General features: G+C 40.4%; 24 protein-coding genes. 9 read left to right on the top strand and 15 right to left on the bottom strand.

Annotated features, from left to right (window positions below):
• Positions 1-189 precede the first annotated feature (189 nt).
• From ilvB to leuD, 7 genes are read left to right on the top strand one after another with little or no spacing between them, the layout of a single operon-like run.
• Entirely contained in the window at positions 190-1,902 is a 1,713-nt protein-coding gene (gene ilvB, locus KO561_RS07835) for an acetolactate synthase large subunit (RefSeq protein ID WP_231097072.1), read from the top strand.
• On the top strand, positions 1,899-2,420 hold the full coding sequence (gene ilvN / locus KO561_RS07830; RefSeq protein WP_231096554.1) for an acetolactate synthase small subunit: 522 nt from the start codon (positions 1,899-1,901) through the stop codon (positions 2,418-2,420). Before ilvB ends, ilvN begins: the two co-directional genes overlap by 4 nt.
• 24 nt (positions 2,421-2,444) lie before the next feature.
• Complete coding sequence (gene ilvC / locus KO561_RS07825; protein WP_231096553.1) at positions 2,445-3,479, top strand: ketol-acid reductoisomerase; 1,035 nt, start codon at positions 2,445-2,447, stop codon at positions 3,477-3,479.
• A complete protein-coding gene (locus tag KO561_RS07820; protein WP_231096552.1) occupies positions 3,466-5,010 on the top strand; it encodes a 2-isopropylmalate synthase in 1,545 nt (514 codons plus the stop codon). Before ilvC ends, KO561_RS07820 begins: the two co-directional genes overlap by 14 nt.
• Before the next feature lie 17 nt (positions 5,011-5,027).
• On the top strand, positions 5,028-6,122 hold the full coding sequence (gene leuB / locus KO561_RS07815; RefSeq protein WP_231096551.1) for a 3-isopropylmalate dehydrogenase: 1,095 nt from the start codon (positions 5,028-5,030) through the stop codon (positions 6,120-6,122).
• A 33-nt stretch (positions 6,123-6,155) separates the two neighbouring features.
• Positions 6,156-7,574 carry a 3-isopropylmalate dehydratase large subunit gene (gene leuC, locus KO561_RS07810; RefSeq protein ID WP_231096550.1) on the top strand — a complete coding sequence of 473 codons (1,419 nt, stop codon included), beginning with the start codon at positions 6,156-6,158 and terminating at the stop codon, positions 7,572-7,574.
• 16 nt (positions 7,575-7,590) lie between these two features.
• Entirely contained in the window at positions 7,591-8,175 is a 585-nt protein-coding gene (gene leuD, locus KO561_RS07805) for a 3-isopropylmalate dehydratase small subunit (RefSeq protein ID WP_231096549.1), read from the top strand.
• Positions 8,176-8,215: 40 nt separating this feature from the next.
• Here leuD and KO561_RS07800 read toward each other — a convergent pair whose 3' ends face one another.
• Positions 8,216-8,569, bottom strand: a complete 354-nt coding sequence (locus KO561_RS07800; RefSeq protein ID WP_231096548.1) for a hypothetical protein — start codon at positions 8,567-8,569, stop codon at positions 8,216-8,218.
• Between the two features lie 277 nt (positions 8,570-8,846).
• Positions 8,847-9,971: a DEAD/DEAH box helicase gene (locus tag KO561_RS07795; protein WP_231096547.1), complete on the bottom strand. Its 1,125-nt coding sequence runs from the start codon at positions 9,969-9,971 to the stop codon at positions 8,847-8,849.
• A 297-nt stretch (positions 9,972-10,268) separates the two neighbouring features.
• Here KO561_RS07795 and KO561_RS07790 point away from each other — a divergent pair, with 297 nt between their 5' ends.
• Positions 10,269-10,697, top strand: coding sequence for an ester cyclase (locus KO561_RS07790; RefSeq protein ID WP_231096546.1), 429 nt, complete (start codon positions 10,269-10,271; stop codon positions 10,695-10,697).
• Positions 10,698-10,760: 63 nt separating this feature from the next.
• On the opposite strand, the gene KO561_RS07785 is transcribed toward KO561_RS07790, so the two are convergent.
• The 9 genes from KO561_RS07785 to KO561_RS07745 all read right to left on the bottom strand — a co-directional run bounded on the left by KO561_RS07785 (position 10,761) and on the right by KO561_RS07745 (position 16,703).
• Positions 10,761-11,771: a FecCD family ABC transporter permease gene (locus KO561_RS07785; RefSeq protein WP_231096545.1), complete on the bottom strand. Its 1,011-nt coding sequence runs from the start codon at positions 11,769-11,771 to the stop codon at positions 10,761-10,763.
• Positions 11,768-12,772: a FecCD family ABC transporter permease gene (locus tag KO561_RS07780; RefSeq protein WP_408004850.1), complete on the bottom strand. Its 1,005-nt coding sequence runs from the start codon at positions 12,770-12,772 to the stop codon at positions 11,768-11,770. The genes KO561_RS07785 and KO561_RS07780 overlap by 4 nt, the downstream gene beginning before the upstream one ends.
• Before the next feature lie 62 nt (positions 12,773-12,834).
• Entirely contained in the window at positions 12,835-13,752 is a 918-nt protein-coding gene (locus KO561_RS07775; RefSeq protein WP_231096544.1) for an iron-hydroxamate ABC transporter substrate-binding protein, read from the bottom strand.
• A complete protein-coding gene (locus KO561_RS07770) occupies positions 13,703-14,548 on the bottom strand; it encodes an ABC transporter ATP-binding protein (RefSeq protein WP_231096543.1) in 846 nt (281 codons plus the stop codon). Before KO561_RS07770 ends, KO561_RS07775 begins: the two co-directional genes overlap by 50 nt.
• A 145-nt stretch (positions 14,549-14,693) precedes the next feature.
• Positions 14,694-14,804, bottom strand: a complete 111-nt coding sequence (locus tag KO561_RS07765; RefSeq protein ID WP_231096542.1) for a YjcZ family sporulation protein — start codon at positions 14,802-14,804, stop codon at positions 14,694-14,696.
• Between the two features lie 60 nt (positions 14,805-14,864).
• Positions 14,865-14,957 (bottom strand): YjcZ family sporulation protein, encoded by a 93-nt coding sequence (locus tag KO561_RS07760; protein WP_231096541.1) that lies wholly within the window; start codon positions 14,955-14,957, stop codon positions 14,865-14,867.
• 85 nt (positions 14,958-15,042) lie between these two features.
• A complete protein-coding gene (locus KO561_RS07755) occupies positions 15,043-15,249 on the bottom strand; it encodes a YjcZ family sporulation protein (protein WP_331000839.1) in 207 nt (68 codons plus the stop codon).
• A gap of 181 nt (positions 15,250-15,430) precedes the next feature.
• Complete coding sequence (locus tag KO561_RS07750) at positions 15,431-15,544, bottom strand: YjcZ family sporulation protein (RefSeq protein ID WP_231096540.1); 114 nt, start codon at positions 15,542-15,544, stop codon at positions 15,431-15,433.
• A 115-nt stretch (positions 15,545-15,659) separates the two neighbouring features.
• Entirely contained in the window at positions 15,660-16,703 is a 1,044-nt protein-coding gene (locus KO561_RS07745) for a lactonase family protein (RefSeq protein WP_231096539.1), read from the bottom strand.
• Positions 16,704-16,843: 140 nt separating this feature from the next.
• Here KO561_RS07745 and KO561_RS07740 point away from each other — a divergent pair, with 140 nt between their 5' ends.
• Positions 16,844-17,074 carry an aspartyl-phosphate phosphatase Spo0E family protein gene (locus tag KO561_RS07740; protein WP_231096538.1) on the top strand — a complete coding sequence of 77 codons (231 nt, stop codon included), beginning with the start codon at positions 16,844-16,846 and terminating at the stop codon, positions 17,072-17,074.
• 21 nt (positions 17,075-17,095) lie between these two features.
• On the opposite strand, the gene KO561_RS07735 is transcribed toward KO561_RS07740, so the two are convergent.
• From KO561_RS07735 to KO561_RS07720, 4 genes are all read right to left on the bottom strand, one after another.
• Positions 17,096-17,275 carry a hypothetical protein gene (locus KO561_RS07735; RefSeq protein WP_231096537.1) on the bottom strand — a complete coding sequence of 60 codons (180 nt, stop codon included), beginning with the start codon at positions 17,273-17,275 and terminating at the stop codon, positions 17,096-17,098.
• Between the two features lie 87 nt (positions 17,276-17,362).
• Positions 17,363-17,809: a DinB family protein gene (locus KO561_RS07730; protein ID WP_231096536.1), complete on the bottom strand. Its 447-nt coding sequence runs from the start codon at positions 17,807-17,809 to the stop codon at positions 17,363-17,365.
• A 93-nt stretch (positions 17,810-17,902) separates the two neighbouring features.
• Positions 17,903-19,828, bottom strand: a complete 1,926-nt coding sequence (locus KO561_RS07725; protein WP_231096535.1) for an ATP-dependent DNA helicase — start codon at positions 19,826-19,828, stop codon at positions 17,903-17,905.
• Positions 19,829-20,073: 245 nt separating this feature from the next.
• On the bottom strand, positions 20,074-20,631 hold the full coding sequence (locus KO561_RS07720) for an RNA polymerase sigma factor (RefSeq protein WP_231096534.1): 558 nt from the start codon (positions 20,629-20,631) through the stop codon (positions 20,074-20,076).
• Positions 20,632-20,759: the final 128 nt, after the last annotated feature.

The following is a 20,759-nucleotide window of genomic DNA, read 5'->3' as shown; positions in this document are numbered from 1 at the left end:
CGCGAGGAGACTGTAAACAAAGGGTGGTACCGTGAAAAGCAAAGACCTTTTCTCCCCGATTTTTCTGTCATTGCGCAGTTATGTTGGGAGAAAGGGTCTTTTTTAGGTCCATCCCCTATTCATGAACATGAAAAGGATAAAATAACTTACCAAAATCATTATTAGGAGGGATTAAAAGTGAAAGTAGAAATGAAGCCGGGCCTTAATACCGGCGTGACACCGAAAAACGGTGCAGATCTTCTTGTAGAAGCATTGGTGAAAGAAGGTGTTGATACTGTTTTTGGATATCCAGGTGGAGCTGTACTACCAATCTATGATGCGATTTATCGTGCAGGAAATGCCTTTACACACATTTTAGGACGACACGAGCAAGGAACTATCCATGCTGCAGAGGGATATGCTCGTGTTTCTCGAAAGCCTGGAGTAGTCTTTGCTACTTCTGGTCCAGGTGCTACTAATCTAGTTACGGGAATTGCAGATGCAATGATGGACTCTCTCCCGCTTGTTGTCTTTACGGGGCAAGTTGCTACAGGAGTAATCGGAACAGATGCTTTCCAGGAAGCAGATGTAATGGGCATCACAACTCCCATCACGAAGCACAATTATCAAGTTCAAACGATTACGGACCTTCCACGAATCGTGAAGGAAGCTTTCCATATCGCCACAACAGGAAGACCTGGTCCTGTAGTCGTAGATATACCGAAAGACATTTCAGCTGAAATATCCAGTGATGTAGAGTTTGATACTTCTTTTGATTTACCCGGTTACCAACCAACGTTGAAGCCAAACCCGTTACAGATTAAAAAACTAGCGGATTCCTTAACGAAATCAAAGAAACCAATCTTACTTGCAGGAGCTGGCGTTTTACACGGAAAAGCTTCAAATCGCTTACTCGAATTTGTGGAAAAATTTCAATTACCGGTAACCACTACCCTACTAGGTCTCGGCAGTTTTCCGGGTTCTCACCAAAACCATTTAGGTATGGCGGGTATGCATGGAACCTTTACATCCAATATGGCCCTTTATGAATGTGACTTACTTATCAATATTGGGGCTAGGTTTGATGACAGATTGACCGGTAATTTACAGCATTTTGCACCAAATGCGACCGTAGCTCATATTGACATTGATCCTGCTGAGATAGGTAAAAATATAACAACCCATATTCCGATTGTGTCTGATGCCAATGAAGCATTAAAGCAATTACTCTCCCTAGCTTCAGAAACACCGGATCACGAACAATGGTGGGAATTATTAGGTCGTTATCAAGACGAATATCCGTTGTGGTACAACAATCCAAAAGAGTCCATGATTGGACAATGGGTATTAGAAACGGTTCACGAAGTGACGAAAGGGGAAGCAATTGTAACAACCGATGTAGGACAGCACCAAATGTGGGCAGCACAATACTACACTTTAGAAAAACCAGACCGTTGGGTAACATCAGGCGGACTTGGAACAATGGGCTTTGGCTTCCCTTCTGCTATCGGCGCACAGCTGGCAAAGCCAGATGATTTAGTCGTTGCTATTGTAGGTGACGGCGGATTTCAAATGACGTTTCAGGAGCTATCTATTCTTCAAGAACGAAATTTACCTGTAAAAGTGATTATTGTGAACAACCAAGCATTAGGCATGGTTCGTCAATGGCAAGAGAAATTTTATGAAGAACGATATTCAGAGTCTTTATTTGCTATTCAACCCGACTTTGTCAAACTGGCAGACAGCTACTCCATACGCGGTGTAAAAATAGAGACTCAAGCTGACTTTGAAGCACAGCTACCAGAATTAATGGCTTATGACGGTCCCGTTGTCATAGACTGCCGAGTGCTTCAACAAGAAAATGTCTATCCGATGATCGCACCAGGAAAAGGGCTGCACGAAATGATTGGGGTGAAACCATGAAACGAATTATAACAGCGACGGTGCAAAACCGAAGTGGTGTACTAAACAGAGTAACAGGGCTTCTTCAAAGACGCCAATTCAACATTGAAAGCATCTCGGTTGGTCAAACTGAAACACCAGGAATTTCTAAAATGACCTTAGTCGTTGAAGTGGAAGACAACCAAAAGCTCGAGCAGCTAACAAAGCAATTGAACAAACAAATCGATGTGTTAAAGGTTTCCGATATTACCGATAAAGCCATCGTGGCAAGAGAACTTGCCTTAATCAAAGTCGTAAGCAGTAGTCAGCTACGCAATGAAATCCAAGGTATTATTGAGCCATTCCGAGCATCAATTATCGATGTAAGTAAGGATAGCTTATCTATTCAAGTAACCGGAAAGCCTGAAAAAATCGAAGCATTAATTGAATTACTCCGACCTTATGGAATTAAAGAGTTGGCTCGAACAGGCTTAACCGCCTTCCTTCGCGGTCAACAACCACAAGTCACGGAGTTCACACCATATTCCCTATTAAAATAATAATTCGAAAGGATGGAATGAAAAATGACAAAAGTACTTTATAACAACAATATCAATGAAGAGGTATTACAAACGAAAAAGGTTGCCATCATCGGTTATGGATCTCAAGGGCATGCGCATGCGCTTAACCTTAAGGAAAGTGGATTTGACGTAGTCGTTGGTCTAAGAAAAGGAAAGTCTTGGGATAAAGCAGTCGAAGACGGCGTGGAGGTTAAATCTGTTGCCGAAGCTACAGCAGAAGCTGATCTCGTGATGGTATTGTTACCAGATGAATATCAACCTAAAATCTATGAAGAAAGCATTAAACCGAATTTAAAACCAGGGAACGCTCTAGCATTTGCCCACGGCTTTAATATTCACTTTAGTCAAATCGTACCACCAGAAGACGTAGACGTTTTTCTAGTAGCTCCAAAAGGACCTGGACACTTGGTAAGAAGAACGTATCAAGAAGGTGCAGGTGTTCCAGCACTATACGGTATCTACCAAGACGCTACAGGTAGTGCTACTGAGGTTGCCTTAGCTTATGCAAAAGGCATTGGTGCAGGACGCGCAGGAATTCTACAAACCTCTTTCCAGGAGGAAACCGAAACCGATCTATTCGGAGAACAAGCGGTACTATGTGGTGGTGTAACAAGTCTTGTAAAAGCTGGATTCGAAACATTAACAGAAGCTGGCTATCAACCTGAAGTAGCATACTTCGAGTGTTTACATGAATTAAAACTAATCGTAGATCTAATGTATGAAGGTGGATTAGCTGGAATGCGCTACTCGATCTCCGATACTGCTCAATGGGGTGACTTTGTATCCGGACCACGTGTCGTAAATGAGGATACAAAAGCTAGAATGAAAGATGTTCTAACTGATATCCAAACTGGTGCGTTTGCTAAAGGCTGGATCCTTGAAAACCAAGCAAATCGCCCACAATTTAACGCAATCAACGCAAAAGAAAATGAACATCTAATTGAAAAGGTTGGCCAAGAACTTCGCGAGTTAATGCCGTTTGTTAAAAACCCACTAAGCTCTAAAAAGAAGGAAGTGGTCCCTAGTGACGCAAATTAAAATATTTGATACGACTCTTCGGGATGGAGAACAGTCCCCTGGAGTCAATCTAAATCAGCTAGAGAAAATTGAGATTGCCAAACAGCTTGAACGCTTTGGAGTGGATATTATGGAAGCGGGTTTCCCCGCTTCCTCCAAAGGAGATTTTGAAGCTGTTCGAAAAATTGCTCAGACCGTTAAAAATTCTTCCGTCACAGGGCTAGCCCGTGCTGTAAAATCCGATATCGACATTGCTTGGGATGCGTTGAAGGACGCAGCAGAACCTAGATTGCACGTTTTCATCGCCACCTCCCCTATTCACATGACATACAAATTAAAGAAGACGCCTGATGAAGTGATTCAAACAGCTGTTGATACGGTTAAATACGCTCGTCAGCGCTTCCCGAAAGTCCAATGGTCCGCAGAGGATGCGTCTCGTTCAGACTATGACTTTCTCGTACGAATCATTGAAGAAGTAATTGATGCAGGGGCTTCCGTTGTAAACCTCCCAGACACAGTAGGATATACAACACCTGAAGAGTATGGAAGACTGTTCCGTTATGTAAAAGAAAATGTACGAAATATTGATCAAGTATCCCTATCGGCACACTGCCATGATGATTTAGGAATGGCTGTTGCGAATTCGTTAGCGGCTGCTGAGAATGGCGCGACCCAAATAGAAGGAACGATAAATGGAATCGGTGAACGTGCTGGGAATGCCGCATTAGAAGAGTTCGCTGTCGCTTTGAACATTCGCCATGATAAATATCCTTTTCATACTAATCTCGTATTAAAAGAAATAAAGCGAACAAGCGATCTTGTAAGTAGATTCACCGGTATGATCGTTCCAGCCAATAAAGCGGTTGTTGGCAGAAATGCCTTTGCTCATGAATCAGGAATCCACCAAGACGGCGTTCTAAAAAATGCTTCCACCTATGAAATTATAACTCCTGAGCTTGTTGGGATTACATCTAACAACCTAGTTCTAGGAAAACATTCTGGTCGACATGCTTTTAAGGACAAAATCAAAAGTCTCGGCTACGAACTACAAGAAGATAAGCTAATGGAAGCCTTTCAAGCTTTTAAACTATTAACAGACCACAAAAAGGAAGTAACGGATGATGATTTATTCACGATACTGACAGACATTCAAACAGATGTGAAAAACGTAAAAAAATACAAATTAGAAGCCTTCCAAGTTCAATATGGATCTTCCAATCTCCCAACTGCTACGGTTGCTCTTACGACACCAGAAGATGCAAGAGTAGAAACAGCCGGTACTGGTAACGGATCCGTAGAGGCTTTATACAACACGATTGAGGCACTAGTAAAAGAAGAAATCCACCTAACGGACTACAATTTGAATTCGATCGGCAGGGGCCGTGACGCACTCGCAGAGGTTCACGTCAAAATGACAGTTAATGACGTGGCAGTTAGTGGACGTGGCTCAGCTCAAGACGTACTGGAAGCATCTGCTCAAGCCTTTATCAATGCGATTAATCGACATTTCTATAACGTACAATCAATAGATAAACAGGCCACATCATTATAGCCAAGGAGGTTGATTCCATGCATAAAAAAGTAGTGCTACTACCAGGGGATGGAATTGGATTAGAAGTAATTCATGCAGCAAAAGACGTGCTGGAAGCCATCGCCTCACAATTTAATCATACGTTTGAATTTGAAACCCATTTAATCGGGGGGAGCGCCATAGATACGGAGGGAACTCCCCTCCCAGACCATACCGTTGAGGCATGCCAACGTGCAGATGCCGTATTGCTAGGTGCCGTCGGTGGGCCGAAATGGGATCAGCTTCCCTCTCACCTCCGTCCCGAAAAAGGATTACTCGGGATTCGTAAAGCACTAGATTTATTTGCAAATCTAAGACCAATCAAAGGCTTCCCCACCCTTCTTCATGCTTCACCTCTAAAAGAAGAAGTGGTAACTGGAAGTGATCTTCTTATTGTCCGTGAATTAACAGGTGGTCTTTATTTTGGTCAACCTAGCGAACGCCGTGACAATAACCAAACGGTTGTCGATACACTCGCTTATACGAGACATGAAATAGAAAGAATCGTAGACAAAGCCTTTCAAAGTGCTCAACTTAGACGCGGACACCTAACTTCAGTTGATAAAGCAAATGTCTTAGAGTCTAGTAAACTATGGCGAGAAGTGGTAGAAGAAAAGAAAATCAATTATCCGGATGTAAAAGTGGAGCATCTTTTGGTAGATGCTGCGGCTATGAAGCTAATCACGAATCCAACCTCCTTTGATGTCATCGTGACCGAAAATATGTTTGGAGATATTTTAAGTGATGAAGCCTCTGTTTTAACTGGCTCATTAGGCATGCTCCCTTCTGCTAGTTTAAGAGAAGATGGAGTTGGGCTATACGAACCTGTCCATGGCTCTGCACCAGACATTGCAGGTCAAGGCATTGCGAATCCTCTAGCAATGATTTTATCCGCCGCTTTGATGCTCCGTCATTCGTTTGGCTTAAACGAGGAAGCTAGGCGAATGGAAGAAGCTGTGGAACACGTTTTGGAAAGAGGCTATCATACCCGTGATTTACACATTCTGAATGGCATGGTGGTAGGAACAGAAGAAATGACGAAGCTAGTGGTTGATTTTATCTACTCGTTATCGAGTTCGGAAGTGACAAAATAATGTTGTAAAAGGGTAAAGGTAAGGAGTGAGACTATGAGCAAACCAAAAACGGTTATAGAAAAAATATGGAAAAAACATATCGTCCATCAAGAAAAAGAGAAACCAGACCTGTTATATATCGACCTTCATTTGGTCCATGAAGTTACCTCTCCACAAGCATTTGAAGGATTGCGAATGAACGGAAGAAAAGTAAGACGCCCTGATCGCACTTTTGCAACAATGGACCACAATGTTCCGACCATTCATCGTAATGTCATCAACGATGCGATTTCAAAGAAACAAATGGATACGTTAAAGGAAAATTGCGAAGAGTTTGGCGTAACACTCGCAGATATCCATCACCCTGATCAAGGGATTGTCCACGTCATTGGACCGGAATTAGGACTAACTCAACCTGGTAAGACCATTGTATGTGGAGATAGTCATACTTCCACACACGGTGCATTTGGTGCTCTTGCTTTCGGTATTGGAACAAGTGAAGTGGAGCACGTTCTTGCTACGCAAACATTATGGCAAGCTCCTCCTAAAACGTTGAATGTTAAAGTAAATGGACAGCTTGGAACTGGAATTACAGCAAAGGACTTAATTTTAGCGATTATTGCAAAGTATGGCGTAAAATTCGGAACTGGTTATGTCGTCGAATACACGGGGGAAGCTATTCGCTCCCTCCCCATGGAAGGACGAATGACTATTTGTAACATGTCCATTGAAGCGGGTGCGCGTGCTGGATTAATTAGTCCAGACCAAACCACAGTTGATTTTCTAAAAGGAAGACGTCACGTTCCAAAAGGAGCAGAATTTGATCAGGTAGCTGCTGAGTGGCTCGCACTGGCAACCGATGAAGGCGCAACGTATGATGCAACTGTTGAAATTAATGCAGAAGAGGTAGAACCTCAAGTAACTTGGGGAACGAACCCTAGTATGTGTGTACCAGTGAGTGCAAACGTACCGAATCCCGCCGAAGCACCTAACGACAACGCTCGTAATGATATGATTCGTGCTTTGGATTATATGGGCTTAGAACCAAATCAACCGATGGAATCTATTGAAATTCAACACGTATTTATTGGCTCATGTACCAATTCACGAGTAGCCGATCTACGTAAAGCTGCAGATATCCTAAAAGGAAAGACCATTCATCCCGGTATCAAAGCAATTGTAGTACCTGGATCCTTTACAGTGAAAATGCAAGCAGAACAAGAAGGATTAGATGTCATCTTTAAAGAAGCTGGGTTTGAATGGCGGGATTCTGGCTGTAGTGCTTGCCTAGGTATGAACGAGGATGTTATTCCACCTGGTGAACGCTGTGCTTCTACCTCAAACCGCAATTTTGAGGGTCGACAAGGAAATCGTGCACGAACTCACCTTGTAAGCCCTGAAATGGCTGCAGCAGCTGCTATAGAGGGACATTTCGTAGACGTTCGAAAACTTAAACAAAGCATTCACGCTTAAGGAAGGAGGACTTTGGATGGAACCTATTCAAAAACATCAAGGACTTGTTTATCCAATTAACCGTTCAAATATAGATACCGATCAAATTATTCCGAAGCAATTTTTAAAACGTATTGAACGACAAGGATTTGGTCAGTTTTTATTCTTCAACTGGCGATTTCATGATGACGGAGCGCTTCGTGAAGACTTTTCTATGAATCAGGATAAGTATCAAGAAGCCTCCATCCTAATTGCTGGAGAAAACTTCGGTTGTGGCTCCTCTCGTGAGCATGCACCTTGGGCATTACAGGATTATGGATTCAAAGTAATTATTGCTCCGAGCTATGCGGATATCTTTTATAACAACTGCATGAAAAATGGGATATTAGCTATCCAACTCGAGGAAGAAACTGTTCAAATGCTCATAAATAAAGCAGAAGCAGATTCCTACCAGCTTACAGTTGATTTAGAAGAACAAAAGGTATTTGATTCGCAAGGAAATGCAATTCCCTTCGATATCCCACCCTACCATAAACAAATGCTGTTAAATGGTTGGGATGAAATAGCTGTTACACTAACACACGAATCAAAAATTGAAGCATTTGAAATGCAGCGAAAATGATATAAAAGCTCTTTGGTTAGTCCCAAAGAGCTTTTTCCTGTTAATCGTGCTTTTCACTATGTGCGGTTTCGATGTGATGGGTATTAGACTTCGTGTGATGATGAATCGGACAATACCAAACGACTGTCTCAATCTCATGGTAGACTTCGCACTCTCTTTTACTTCGAATAAAATTATGTAATACGGAGAAGTGATGGGAATGAGAAAATATTTTCTCTTCTTTTACACTCATTTTTTCCCAATGATGAGGACTTGCAGGTTCCCCGATAGTTGCGGCCCGTACCAATTTCTCTGTTTCCAGCTCTTCATGAGAAATAGCTGGAGAAGCTTGCACAGTAGTGATATGGATCAGAGAAGATAGGATCACAAACGAAAGAAAGCTTAACTTTTTCAAATTATTTCCTCCCTTTCTTTCCAGTCTCTTCTTCTACTATTTACTATTTTAAACATTGTATGCATAAAAATGTTTACATGTTTTGAAACCTTCTAAACCACGAATTCGTCTATATAATAGAGGAAGCTTTTACCAAGACTATGTTGACCTCCCCCCATAATATAGTTATAAAAAAGCGCCTCTCTTACGAAGACAAACAAGAACCCCGCATTATGCGAGGCTCTTGTTCTGGTCTTTTTTTTTATGTGTTCTTTCTTTTGTCTTCGTCTACAAGTTTTTATTTGGCATCCACTACTTGACCTTTGATGATCTTCTTCTTTTTTAAAACGATGCCTCTATTTTTAGCGAAACGTTTTAAGATTTTCGATTCCTCTTCTGTTACTAAGGAAATTACCGTTCCGGATTCAGAACCTAGTCTTCCAACCCTTCCTGCACGATGTGCATAATGAAGTGCATCCTCCGGTAACTCAACTTGTACAATATGAGTCAAACCCTTTACATCTAGCCCTCTGGCCGCAACATCTGTTGCCAAAATTAGAGGGAGGTTTCCAGAACGAAAATGTTTCATTGTTTGTGCCCGTTCTTGCTTTTTGATATCACGATGCAAAAGTCCTACTTCCACTCCGTTATATCGAAGCTTTTCTGCAAACGTATCTAAATGGGAAATACTCCGAAAAAACGCAAGACCTCTTATCTCTAGATGATGAATTAATCTTTTTAGCATATCAACCTTCTCACGTTGTTCACATACGAAATAAATGTGTTCCACTTCTGGTCGGTCTACTTCCTCTTCTCCTATTCGTATAACTTCAGGATTGTTTACAAGTTGCTTCGCCGCTTCAAGAGTGGATTCAGGAAGTGTAGCTGAAAAGATAAGGACCTGGCGTGCATCATCTGTACTCTTCACGATTTTCCCAATGGAATCGAGGTGCTCTGGAATTAGAAGCTGATCCCCTTCATCCAAGACAACAGTTTTTATTTCTTGCATTTTTAACTTCTTCTGATTAATTAATTCAAGGACACGCCCTGGTGTTCCAACAACAAGCTGTGGTTTCTTTTTTAGCTTTTCGATTTGTCGTTTAATATTAGCTCCACCTATAAGTGCTGCGCTATGTAATTCTGTCCCGTTTACCCACTTCGTGATCTCTTGTTGAATTTGCATCACTAATTCTTGAGAAGAAGCCATGATAATGGCTTGGGCATTTTTTATGTTAGGGTCAAGCTTGTCTAATATCGGTAGTAAATAAGCTAACGTTTTCCCACTTCCTGTTGGGGATTCTCCAATTACGTCTTTGCCTTCCTGTATAAGTGGAATGGTCCTCGTCTGGATAGGCGTAGCGTTCCCAAATCCTTCTCTCTCCCATCCCGTTTGAATAAATGATTTCATATTTGTTAGCTCCATCGTATAACTCCTCTTATTTTGTTCCTGTCTTAATCTATGTTGTGATAAAGCGTTCGTTCTATTCTACCTGATGTAGGTATAAAAAGAGACTCCTAGCCGAAAATCTCTCTTAAATTTTACTTGATATATAGAAAAAAGAAAAAGGTATTTTGTGAATATAAAATACTACTTCGATATTTAAGGGCTTTGTCCGTGAAGTTCTAATTGCTTTGGAATCAAATTATTAGTACAAAATGTTAAGTGATACCCTGTAGTGATCCTTTTCATGGTATATTTCGGTAAAGGGAGGTAGGGTTCATGATTCAATCTGATCAAAAGCTTGTAGCCGAGAAATGGTTTCAGGAGTATTTCACCAAAGGGAATGTAGATATTCTAGATGAGGTGACGGATCCAGCTTTTGTTTATCACACTAGAAATGGTGCTAGTGATAAACAAAAAATGAAGGAATTTATGGGATGGTTTCGGTCTGTTTTTCATGATGATGAGTGGCAGCTTGATGACATGATTGAAGAAGGGGAAAAATTAGTGGTTCGTTATACCGGATGGATGACCTATAAAGGTGGCTGGTTTAATATACCGTCCACCGATCAACGAGTAAAAGAAACAGGCAATATGATTTTCTATTTTGAGAATGGAAAAGTGAAAGAGCTTTGGTGTGAAAATAGTGACGCAGCTATCCTCTTTGAACTAGGAGCACTGGTACAAAACACCCACAAAGTGTATTAATAAACAAGGACCACTCCTTTTTTTAGGAATGGTCCTTGTTTATTAATACGCCGAAAATTCTATTTAAGCTTTCTTTATTAATAAATAAAGAAAGTAAGGAGCACCGATAACAGAAACGAGAATCCCTGCACTAACCCCTTCTGGTTCTGCAACATTTCTTCCAATTGTGTCAGCTACTAAAAGAAGCCAGCCCCCTATTAACATAGCTATCGGGAGAAACAGTTGATTCCTTGGCCCTACCAATGTCTTGGCCAAATGTGGAGCCATTAACCCGATAAAAGCTATTCCTCCTGTAATAGAAACGGCGGAAGCCGCTAATGCAGCAGACGTAATCAGAAGCTTTAATCGTTCCTTTTCTATAGATAAACCAATTCCAATCGACACAGGATCATTAAATTGAAGGACATTGAGATGATTTGCCTTGTAGTACGTATAAGGAATCAGTATAAGCAACCATGGGAGCACAGCCCAGACAAACACCCAATCCGTCCCCCACACACTGCCGGCTAACCATTTTGCAATAAAATCAACCTTCTCTCTTTCTGAGGAAGCAATGAGTAAGGTCATTAACCCTGACAATGCCATGGAAAATCCAATCCCTACTAACACGAGACGAACCGGCTGAAGACCGGCCTTCTTGCGATAAGAAAAGGCATATATGAGAAATGCGGTTAAAATAGCTCCTGCGAAAGCAACGATGGGAAGGATGTAGATAAAGGTTCCTGCTTCTACCGGGAAATAGAGAAAGAAAATAGCGATTCCAACACCTGATCCTGCATTAATTCCAATAATACCTGGATCCGCCAAGTCATTTCTCGTTATACTTTGCAAGATAGACCCTGATAAAGCTAAAGCTATACCCGCTAATACCGTGATGATAATTCTTGGGAGCCTAATTTCAAACAAGACAAAGGTTTCTTTAAAGGTTCCTTGCCCCAGAATAGTAGGAAAAATTCTATTATAGGAAACAGAAGAATAGCCAAGGCCAATACTCAACACAATCGTGAAGATGAGAAGAATCAAGAATAAGATGAGTAGTTTTCTTTGTTTTCGAACAATCGATGGATGAATCATGAAAAAGCTCTACCCCCTTTCTGAACAATCAACAGAAAGAACGGCAACCCTATGATGGAAATGATGGCAGCGACAGGAGTCTCAAATGGGGCTTGAAGAGTTCGACCTAATGTATCCGCCACTAACATGAAGGATGCCCCAATAAGTGCAGACATTGGAATAATATAACGATAATCAGTCCCAACCACATAACGAGCAATGTGTGGAATCATCAATCCGATAAATACCATATTTCCAACTAGGGCAACAGAAACCCCAGCTAACACGACAATAAGTGCAAACAATAATGCTTTAATTCTTTTTATTTTCTGTCCAAGTCCCACAGCGACTTCTTCATCCAAACTTAAAATAGTTAAATGCCTAGCAAGAAAAAGAGAAGCGGCAATTCCTATGAGAACAAAGCAGAGTACCCCATAGACTTGGCTCCAGCTTGTTCCAATTAAGCCTCCTGCGGTCCACATAGATACGTCTTTAGAAATTTTAAAGTAAATTCCGACTCCCTCCGCAATAGCATGAAGAAATGCGGATACTGCTGCTCCAGCTAATACAATGCGAAAAGGAGAAAAGCCTCCCCTCTTCATCCTAGCAATTTGAAAGACAATCCCTGTACCGAGTGCAGCTCCTATAAAACAAGCAATCATGATGCCGAAATAAGGGACAGAAGGCAAAAGAGCGAGGGTAATGGCAAGTGCAGCATTAGCACCAGCAGTAACACCTAATAACCCTGGATCTGCTAATGGATTTCTAGTCATCCCTTGCATAATCGATCCAGATACTGAGAGTGCAGCACCTACTAACATCGCTCCAACTTCTCGAGGAAGTCGAAGTTCTCGAATAAGAAGTGCTTCCTTACTTGGGTTACTTGAAGTTATGGCCTCCCATACATCTAATATTTGAACATCAACCGCTCCAAAAACCATCGCCATAATAAAAGCAACGATTAAAAAACAGAGTGCCATTATAAGCTTAAATGAAAATGAAAGTATAAAGTTTTTCCCCATATGTATCTCATCTTTCTTTATAGAATAGGGGAATTCTTCTAAAAAGAACTCCCCCTTACGGATTACTTGCTTAGAAACACATCTACAAAGTAGGTCAATTGATCCTCCAGCGTTAATGGATCATTAAAATAAAACCACTTTGCATCTACTTCAAATACTTGACCCTTTTGAACAGCTGGTATGTTTTGATACGTCTCTGTCTCCTGGAACGAAGTATATCCATCAGAAACCTTACTGAATATCATATAGTCTCCAGCAAACTCTGGTAGGGCTTCTGAGGACAGCGTATAATATCCTGGTTCTAACGCCATTTCTTTCACTTTTTCCGGCATTTTCAGTCCCATCTCTTGATACAAAATCTCGGTACCTCTTCCCCAGTTATCCCCGAACACGTATAAGTTCTTATCATCGTTCTCTATTACAGAAACTGTTGCATCTTCGCCAATTTTCTGTTTAATATCTTCTCCTAAAACTTGAGCACGTTGCTTGAAGTCCTCCACCCATGCCTTAGCTTCTTCTTCTTTATTGAGGAGCTTGCCAATTTCTATGTGTTGTTCTAGATAGTCTAATTTTCCATAGGTGTATGTAACAGTAGGGGCAATTTCTTGAAGTTTTTCTACATTTTTAATCGTCGACAATCCGATAATTAAATCTGGGTTTAGTTCCAGAATCTTTTCTATATTTTCATCCGTAACCTCTTCAACATCTTTTAATTCCTCGTAGCGCGGGTTCATTTTAGACCATGAATCCACACCGACGAGAGGAACATCTAAAGCCATAACATTTCCTGCAAACGAAGATAAAACAACTACTCGTTGTGGATTAGTTGGCACTTCTATCGGGCCATTTTCTGAATCATATGTAATTGTTTCAGGCTCCTGATCTTGATTGTTTGTTGAACTACTTGCTTCTTCACTATTTCCACACGCACTAATGAGGAGTAGTAGCATGAGGAACAAAGGAATATATATTTTCTTCATCGTTTTTCTCTCCTTTTATTAAATGATAGGTTAAGCACATCGGCTTTTCTGTTTTTGGATCTCGACCAATGACAGCATCTATTTGAAATACTTCGCGCAGAACATCAGGCTTCATTACTTCTTCAGCAGATCCGGCTTTTTGAATCTGGCCATCCTTCATAGCAACGATGTAGTCAGCAAAACGAGCCGCTTGATTTAGATCATGTAGAACCATAACAATGGACCTTCCTTGCGTTTTGTTCAATCGATCTAATAACTCCAATACCTCTAATTGATGTGCCATATCTAGGTATGTCGTTGGTTCGTCTAAAAAGATCATCTCCGTTTCTTGTGCAAGAGCCATTGCAATCCAAGCTCTTTGTCTTTGTCCACCCGACAATGAATCCACGGATGAGTATTTAAAGGCTTCCGTCCCGGTAACGTGTAATGCCCATTCAATTGCCTCCACATCTTGTTTAGTCAGACGTCCAAATCCGTTTTGGTACGGAAATCGTCCATACGAAACAAGCTCTCCAACCGTCAGACCATTAGAGCCTTCTGGCGACTGTGGCAAGATGGCCATCTTTTTCGCAAGTGATTTCGTATTCTCCTTCGCAATGCTATTTCCATCTAAAACAACAGACCCAGCCTGATAAGGGATAATCCTTGTTATTGCTTTGAGTAATGTTGATTTCCCACATCCGTTCGGTCCAATAATGGTGGTGATTTTATGTTCAGGGATATGTACGGTCAAGTCTTTCACAATCGAACGATCTCCGTATCCTACCCGCAACTGATCCGTATGTAGTCGACTCATATGAAACCCTCCAGCCCTTCTAATGATAATGATTCTCATTATCATTTACAAGTAACTATAAAGGCGTTTTCATTATTTGTCAACCGGTTATTAACAAAAAAAGAGAAGAGGAGCGCCCCCTTCTCTTCAAACATGTTTCTTTTACTTAGTAATCTCCTCCCATTGGATAGTTGTTTCCAACGATCACCAATAGAACGAAGATAACGACAAGTAAGATGAAACCATTGTTAAATCCACCACCTACATAGTGTCCCATTCTTACACCTCCTTCCACTTTAGTTAGTTCATCAGTAAAACCTACTTTATAATCAAAGGATTAGTAACCGTAGTTATTCCCTACGATGACAAGAAGAACGAACAAAACCACTAGTAGAATGAAGCTATCATTTTCAAAGATACCTGCGCTCATTCTCTTTCACCCCCTTAATACTTCTATCCTATGATACGTATCACAAAGTGAAAGGGCGTTTGCCCTGATTACAGGTGAATATTTTTTATTCAAGATTTCCTCCTGGATAGGTGACAGCACCGACGATAACTAGTAACACAAATAAAACCAAAATGATAATAAAAGAGCGATTTACGCCAGTCACACCGATTTCGCCATAACCCTGGTAACCATTCATTCCATATCCACTTCCCATTGGCCAGTAACCATAAGGCATATATCCCCTATAGCCGTACTCTGGAATTCTTCTCATAGCCATACACCTCCTCGGCATTCATTAATAGCGTATGTTGGTTCAAAAAATTTGTATCCACAACTGTCTACGCACACCCAAAAAAGCCCGTGGAGTTTAATCCACAGGCTTCTCAGTCCGTTCATGAGGTGCTTATTTGAGCTACAAGTATGGCGGCTTACCAAATGATGGCGAATAAAAATTAGCTGTAATAATCTCCACCAGTTGGATAATTGTTTCCAACGATTACTAGTAATACAAATAAAACAACTAACAGGATAAAGCTATTGTTATTTCCAAAAAATCCTCCACTCATAATCGTTCACCCCCTCTCTTACTAGTAGCTTATGGTCCGAATTATAAAACGGACGGGCTAACATCGGAGAAAGGATGAAATTCCATGAATGCTCTGATTGTATGACCTAAACAGCTTAGAACATCACGCAAATAGGTTCTAGAACCTCTATAGGACCTTGTTTTAAGGTTAGTTTTCCCGTAGCTTGATTTCGTTGGTACAAGACGATGGAATCCGTTTCTTGATTAGCAACAACTACGTACTGATCGGTCGGATCCAAGTTAAAGTCTCGTGGCCAATCCCCTTCGGTAGAAATCCACTCAACAAACGATAAAAGTCCATTGTCTTCCGAAACTTGGAAGACAGCAATGCTGTTATGCCCCCGATTAGCTGCATAAACGAACTTTCCGTCTTTCGAAATGCGAATAGCACTCCCTTGGTTATTGTCAACAAAATCATTTGGTATCGTTGAGATTTGCTGAATTTTTTCGAAGGAACCTGTTTTCGCATCAAATTGTAATGTTAACACTTCTGAACTAAGCTCGGTCATGACATAAGCAATGGTTCCATTTGGATGGAAAACGAGATGACGTGGTCCACTTCCAGGTGCAACCTGTAACGTCGCTGCTTTCACAAATGTATCGTTCTTGATTTCATATGTAAGAATCTCATCAACTCCTAGATCCACAACAACTACATAACGCTGATCCGGAGTAAAGTCGGCAAAGTGGACATGTGGACCTTCTTGACGGTCTTTGTTTGGCCCAGATCCTTCGTGAAATACGGAAGTAACAAACTTGATACTATTAGCTTCCTTATCATACTTATACAACTCAACGGAGCCTTCATGATAGTTCGATACGACCACGTAATCATTCCCACGAGCAATACTTATATGACAACTAGAAATATCAGAATGAGTGGTTTCAGCGATAATTTCTAAGTTGTCTCCTTTATCCGGTAATCCGAACACTGAAACCCCTCCACGTCCATCTTGTTTCATAACGGATAAGAGGAGTGACTTATCCTCACTTAAGGTCACATATGTAGGTCTTTCCAGTTTGGCAGCCAATGCTACTTTTTCAATCGTTCCTGAATGCATATCTAATTCAAAGGAATAAATTCCTTCACTGTTTCGTTTTGTGTATGTACCTAGGTAGCCTTTCATTCGCTTTTCCATATGACACCTCACAATGATTTTCTTTTAAGGATACCAAAAAATTCACCTTTTGGCGCAAAAAGATACCTAATTTCTTGATTTTCTACTTTAAAAATTATATACTGAACACGAACAAATGTTCTTGATAGGAGTTGTAAATAATGAGCAATCAGAAACTATCGGACACCTTGACCTATCCTCTCCCCTCATGGACTGCCATGATCTGCTTGGAGGATGGACAGCAGTTAGAACGGGTCATCGAAAACTTGAGAAAAAAGATGTACGAGTATGTATCTCAAGGAGCTAGTCAAAATGAAGTACTTAAAATATCTCAACAGTTAGATGAAAAATTAAATAAGCTTGATGAGTTGAAAAGAAAAGGGAAAGCCTAGTATTGGCTTCCCCTTTAGTTATTAAAATTGAGTGTTCACATAATTTTCATTATTATTGTTTTTATCTTTAGCCATTCCTGCTACAAGTGGAGCAAATTCCTGAGCGGTTTTACTGATGCTCTTGCCTCTTGACATACTGTAATAAGCAGCTGCACCAATACCCACAGACGCTACGATAGGCATCCACATTTTCTTATCCATTCCTTCTCACCACCTCATCATGGAATCATCTATAGTGTTTGAAAAGGAATCGAAAACATGTTAGAAAGTTATTGCCATTTCATTGTTTTACTTCGCGATTATAGATTTTATTTGACTTACATGATGTTCATCGTGACCTACCATGTCTTCAAAGTATTCCGACACGGTCATTTCTGAAGAGCCTACTGTAAAGGTAACAGTAAGGTCTTTTCCTTCCAACTGTGCAAGTAGGGACTCCCGTGTTTCGATCACTTCCTCAATCAGTTGTTTCTTGGTAATACCTGAATGAGCATATTGTTCTGCTTCTTTGTTATAGGCAGTTTCGCTTATGTTACTTTTCGGTAATTCCTTTCCCTGTACCATAAGAGCCAGTCGCTCCCCTAACACATACCGATCCCAGTACATAAAATGGGACACAATTGCTGCTACCGACCATTTCCCTTCCGATAAAGGCTTAAAGAAGTCCTCATTCTTCCAGTCCTTTAGTTCTTCTAAGAATGGAATTAACTTTGCATACTTTTCTAATACAGTCAAAGTAATTTCCCCTTCCAATATGTTGTGTATGTATGGCATCTTCATTATAAATCAAAACGCAAAAAAGCACCCCTTTTACTGGAGTGCTTTTCATTACGACCATTTCACTTCTACAGGAAGAACCTCGCCCAATTTTTGTTGCAGGTTTTCCTTTTGTTCTTCTGTTACCCAAAGCTGAACAACACCAGCATCCTTCTGGCTACGAATTAGCCTACCCACTCCTTGTCTTAGACGTAAAAACATATAGGGATGATCCACCTCAGTTAATGGATCTAGTGCATGTTTTCGTTTTGCCTGGAAGACAGGATCATGCGGTGGAAAAGGAAGTGAAGCTAGCAAAACTTGCTTTAGTGACTCTCCCGGAATATCTAACCCTTCCCATAGATGATACGAACAAAGCACGGTAGGAATATCATCCTGAAATTTCCGAACGATACTACTAATTTCTTCATCCCCTTCATAGACAATCGGGAATGGCCATTCTAAGTCTTCAGCCCATAATCTAAACCGCTTCATTTCCTCCTCAGTTGAAAACAATGCAAGCGTACTACCATTTGTATCTCGCAAACTTCGTCCTAACTCTTCCCACTTGTTTTTTTCAACCTCGAAGCTATGACCCAAGATCTTCATTTTCTCCTCATAATCAAAAGGAGAGTTAACTTGAAAGTCATCGAACTTTTCAATCCCCAAACTATTTGCTATAAAATCAAAGCTTCCTGCTTGCGCTAATGTGGCAGAAGAAAAGATAAATGGTACACTTTGAGAAAACACTTCTTTTCTCAGAATGTCTTCCACAAGGCGGGGCATAATAACGAACGTTGCATCAGATTCATTTTCTTCCAACCAAAATATCCCTTGCTCTTCTTTTTTCAATATAGATAACCCATAAGAGAAAAACTCTAAATACTCTTCAATGATTTTGATGTGATAGGAATCAATGGTAAATAACTCAGAATCGAAGACGAGCTGCTCTAATAATTGTTGGACTTTGTCATCAAGATTTTCAACAAAAGAAAGCATCGCGTCACTTCTAGGAACCTCTCGACGATCCGAACCTTCGACGGAGACTGCTTCTTTACTAAGCCAATCAAACCAATCATCATGAAGAGCCAGAATTTCTTCTACCAAGTAAAGAGATTCTTCTCTAACATCTTGGCTCATATATGTCGTTAATACCTTTTGAAGGGTGCCTGCATGGAATCTATATGTTAGTCCCTTTTGGGCAGAAAACTCCAATAAATGCCCTTCATCGAAAATGACACTACTTGCTTCTGGTAAGAGAGGCAATTGCCCTTCACGTTTTCGCGACTCCTTAGTCCAAATATGTTCCATATAAAAATCATGAGAACAAATGATGATATCTGTAGCATGACGATAAAACTCCCGATTTATTGTCTGACCGCTTCGGTGACGCCACTCACAAGTGGAACATTGTTGGAGTGGATCCCATGCAATAGCTTCCCATTTGCTATCTGAAACCCAAGGATATTCCTTCCGATCCCCGTACCGTTCAAAAGAATTCATCGATGTCCCTTGATCGAATACGAAATCTGGGATTTGATCATGAACGTTGAGAATATCTTCATCATTTGTCTGATTTACTAGTTGGTCCAGTTTTCTAATGCATACATATTGTTCTCTCGCTTTAGCTAAACGAACATCAACCGTTATCCCTAGTGCTTTTTCTAGTTTTTCAATATCTCCGCCCTTTTTTACAAGCTGTTCGATCAAGGTTTCATCTGCACACGAAATAATGGCAGGTTTTCGCTTGTATCGTGCATAGCAGATCGCGTAAAGAAGATAAACGAGTGTTTTACCCGTTCCTACTCCAGCTTCAGCAAACATAATATTTTTCTGCTTAAAAGCCTTTTCTAATTGGAAGGCCATATAAATTTGTTCGTCACGGAGTTCAAACCCTTGTTCCGGTAGAATGTCATAAAACACATCCCCAACAAAATCGCCTAACTTATCAAAAAAATTCTCCGTTTTGGAGATGGAAAATGGAAGGTCACTAGACATATGTACGGTTCTCCTTTATTATTCTCACACGTTCTCATTATGTTCGAAAGATTTCTATTCAGTCAGTCATTCAATAAAAATGGAAAAAGGATGCCCTTCTCCTGGAAAAGGCATCCTACGTTTTGTGGCGAAAAACCGATGACCACATTCATCGTTTAGCGTTCTTCGACTTACACAAAATAGCTCATCGCTCTCATAATATATCACCTAATGGTCTTTAGCACAATAGGTTTCTTTTGGTAAAGTTATGAAACACTAACAGCTTCCAATTGTTCATTTTCTTGTAAGTTTCCCTTTAAATGCTTTCTCGCTCGGCATAATCGCGATTTAACCGCAGCTTTAGATAGCTTTAATCGTTTCGCAATTTCTTCGTCCTTCAATTCTTTCATATACTTCAAATGAAAGACATCCTGCAGCTTCGGACTCATTGCTTTCAATTCTTCCTTAATCTCTTCTTCGGTAAACAGCCTGTCCAATTCATTTTCCACATTACCGAACAAATGACTTTGGTATAGTTTCATACAGACCACCTCTTCAAGTGGTACAGCACTGATTTTTTTCTCTTTACGTAAAAAATCAATTGCCGTTCTGGAAGCAATGGTTGATAACCAACCCGAAATTTTATCCATATCTCGAATCATATCCATTTTTTTAAAGGCTTTTATGAAAGTTTCCTGAGCTACATCTTCAGCTAGGTAGGGATTTTTTACGATCATACATGAAACACGTAACACTTTTTGATAATACGTTTTATATAAATCTTCAAATTGTAGTATTGTACGGTCTGCTTCCATTTGCAACATGATCGTTTCCCCTCCCTCACTTACAGTTCACAGTCTAAACTGTAGACACTGTATTAATATAAGTAATACAGTAAGTATAAACTATCTATCCCTTTTTGAAAAGTGTAAAAAGATTTATTTTTAAAATT

It is taken from the genome of Radiobacillus kanasensis (assembly GCF_021049245.1).
Lineage (GTDB): Bacteria > Bacillota > Bacilli > Bacillales > Amphibacillaceae > Radiobacillus > Radiobacillus kanasensis.
Note: the sequence above shows the minus strand (reverse complement) of the source record. Positions and strands in the feature narration are given on the sequence as shown.

Coding starts and splice junctions, on each gene's coding strand:
- ilvB (WP_231097072.1), top strand. CDS start 190: ATGAAGCCGGGCCTTAATACCGGCGTGACACCGAAAAACGGTGCAGAT.
- ilvN (WP_231096554.1), top strand. CDS start 1,899: ATGAAACGAATTATAACAGCGACGGTGCAAAACCGAAGTGGTGTACTA.
- ilvC (WP_231096553.1), top strand. CDS start 2,445: ATGACAAAAGTACTTTATAACAACAATATCAATGAAGAGGTATTACAA.
- leuB (WP_231096551.1), top strand. CDS start 5,028: ATGCATAAAAAAGTAGTGCTACTACCAGGGGATGGAATTGGATTAGAA.
- leuC (WP_231096550.1), top strand. CDS start 6,156: ATGAGCAAACCAAAAACGGTTATAGAAAAAATATGGAAAAAACATATC.
- leuD (WP_231096549.1), top strand. CDS start 7,591: ATGGAACCTATTCAAAAACATCAAGGACTTGTTTATCCAATTAACCGT.
- KO561_RS07795 (WP_231096547.1), bottom strand. CDS start 9,971: ATGGAGCTAACAAATATGAAATCATTTATTCAAACGGGATGGGAGAGA.
- KO561_RS07790 (WP_231096546.1), top strand. CDS start 10,269: ATGATTCAATCTGATCAAAAGCTTGTAGCCGAGAAATGGTTTCAGGAG.
- KO561_RS07785 (WP_231096545.1), bottom strand. CDS start 11,771: ATGATTCATCCATCGATTGTTCGAAAACAAAGAAAACTACTCATCTTA.
- KO561_RS07780 (WP_408004850.1), bottom strand. CDS start 12,772: ATGGGGAAAAACTTTATACTTTCATTTTCATTTAAGCTTATAATGGCA.
- KO561_RS07775 (WP_231096544.1), bottom strand. CDS start 13,752: ATGAAGAAAATATATATTCCTTTGTTCCTCATGCTACTACTCCTCATT.
- KO561_RS07770 (WP_231096543.1), bottom strand. CDS start 14,548: ATGAGTCGACTACATACGGATCAGTTGCGGGTAGGATACGGAGATCGT.
- KO561_RS07765 (WP_231096542.1), bottom strand. CDS start 14,804: ATGGGACACTATGTAGGTGGTGGATTTAACAATGGTTTCATCTTACTT.
- KO561_RS07760 (WP_231096541.1), bottom strand. CDS start 14,957: ATGAGCGCAGGTATCTTTGAAAATGATAGCTTCATTCTACTAGTGGTT.
- KO561_RS07755 (WP_331000839.1), bottom strand. CDS start 15,249: ATGAGAAGAATTCCAGAGTACGGCTATAGGGGATATATGCCTTATGGT.
- KO561_RS07750 (WP_231096540.1), bottom strand. CDS start 15,544: ATGAGTGGAGGATTTTTTGGAAATAACAATAGCTTTATCCTGTTAGTT.
- KO561_RS07745 (WP_231096539.1), bottom strand. CDS start 16,703: ATGGAAAAGCGAATGAAAGGCTACCTAGGTACATACACAAAACGAAAC.
- KO561_RS07740 (WP_231096538.1), top strand. CDS start 16,844: ATGAGCAATCAGAAACTATCGGACACCTTGACCTATCCTCTCCCCTCA.
- KO561_RS07735 (WP_231096537.1), bottom strand. CDS start 17,275: ATGGATAAGAAAATGTGGATGCCTATCGTAGCGTCTGTGGGTATTGGT.
- KO561_RS07725 (WP_231096535.1), bottom strand. CDS start 19,828: ATGTCTAGTGACCTTCCATTTTCCATCTCCAAAACGGAGAATTTTTTT.
- KO561_RS07720 (WP_231096534.1), bottom strand. CDS start 20,631: ATGTTGCAAATGGAAGCAGACCGTACAATACTACAATTTGAAGATTTA.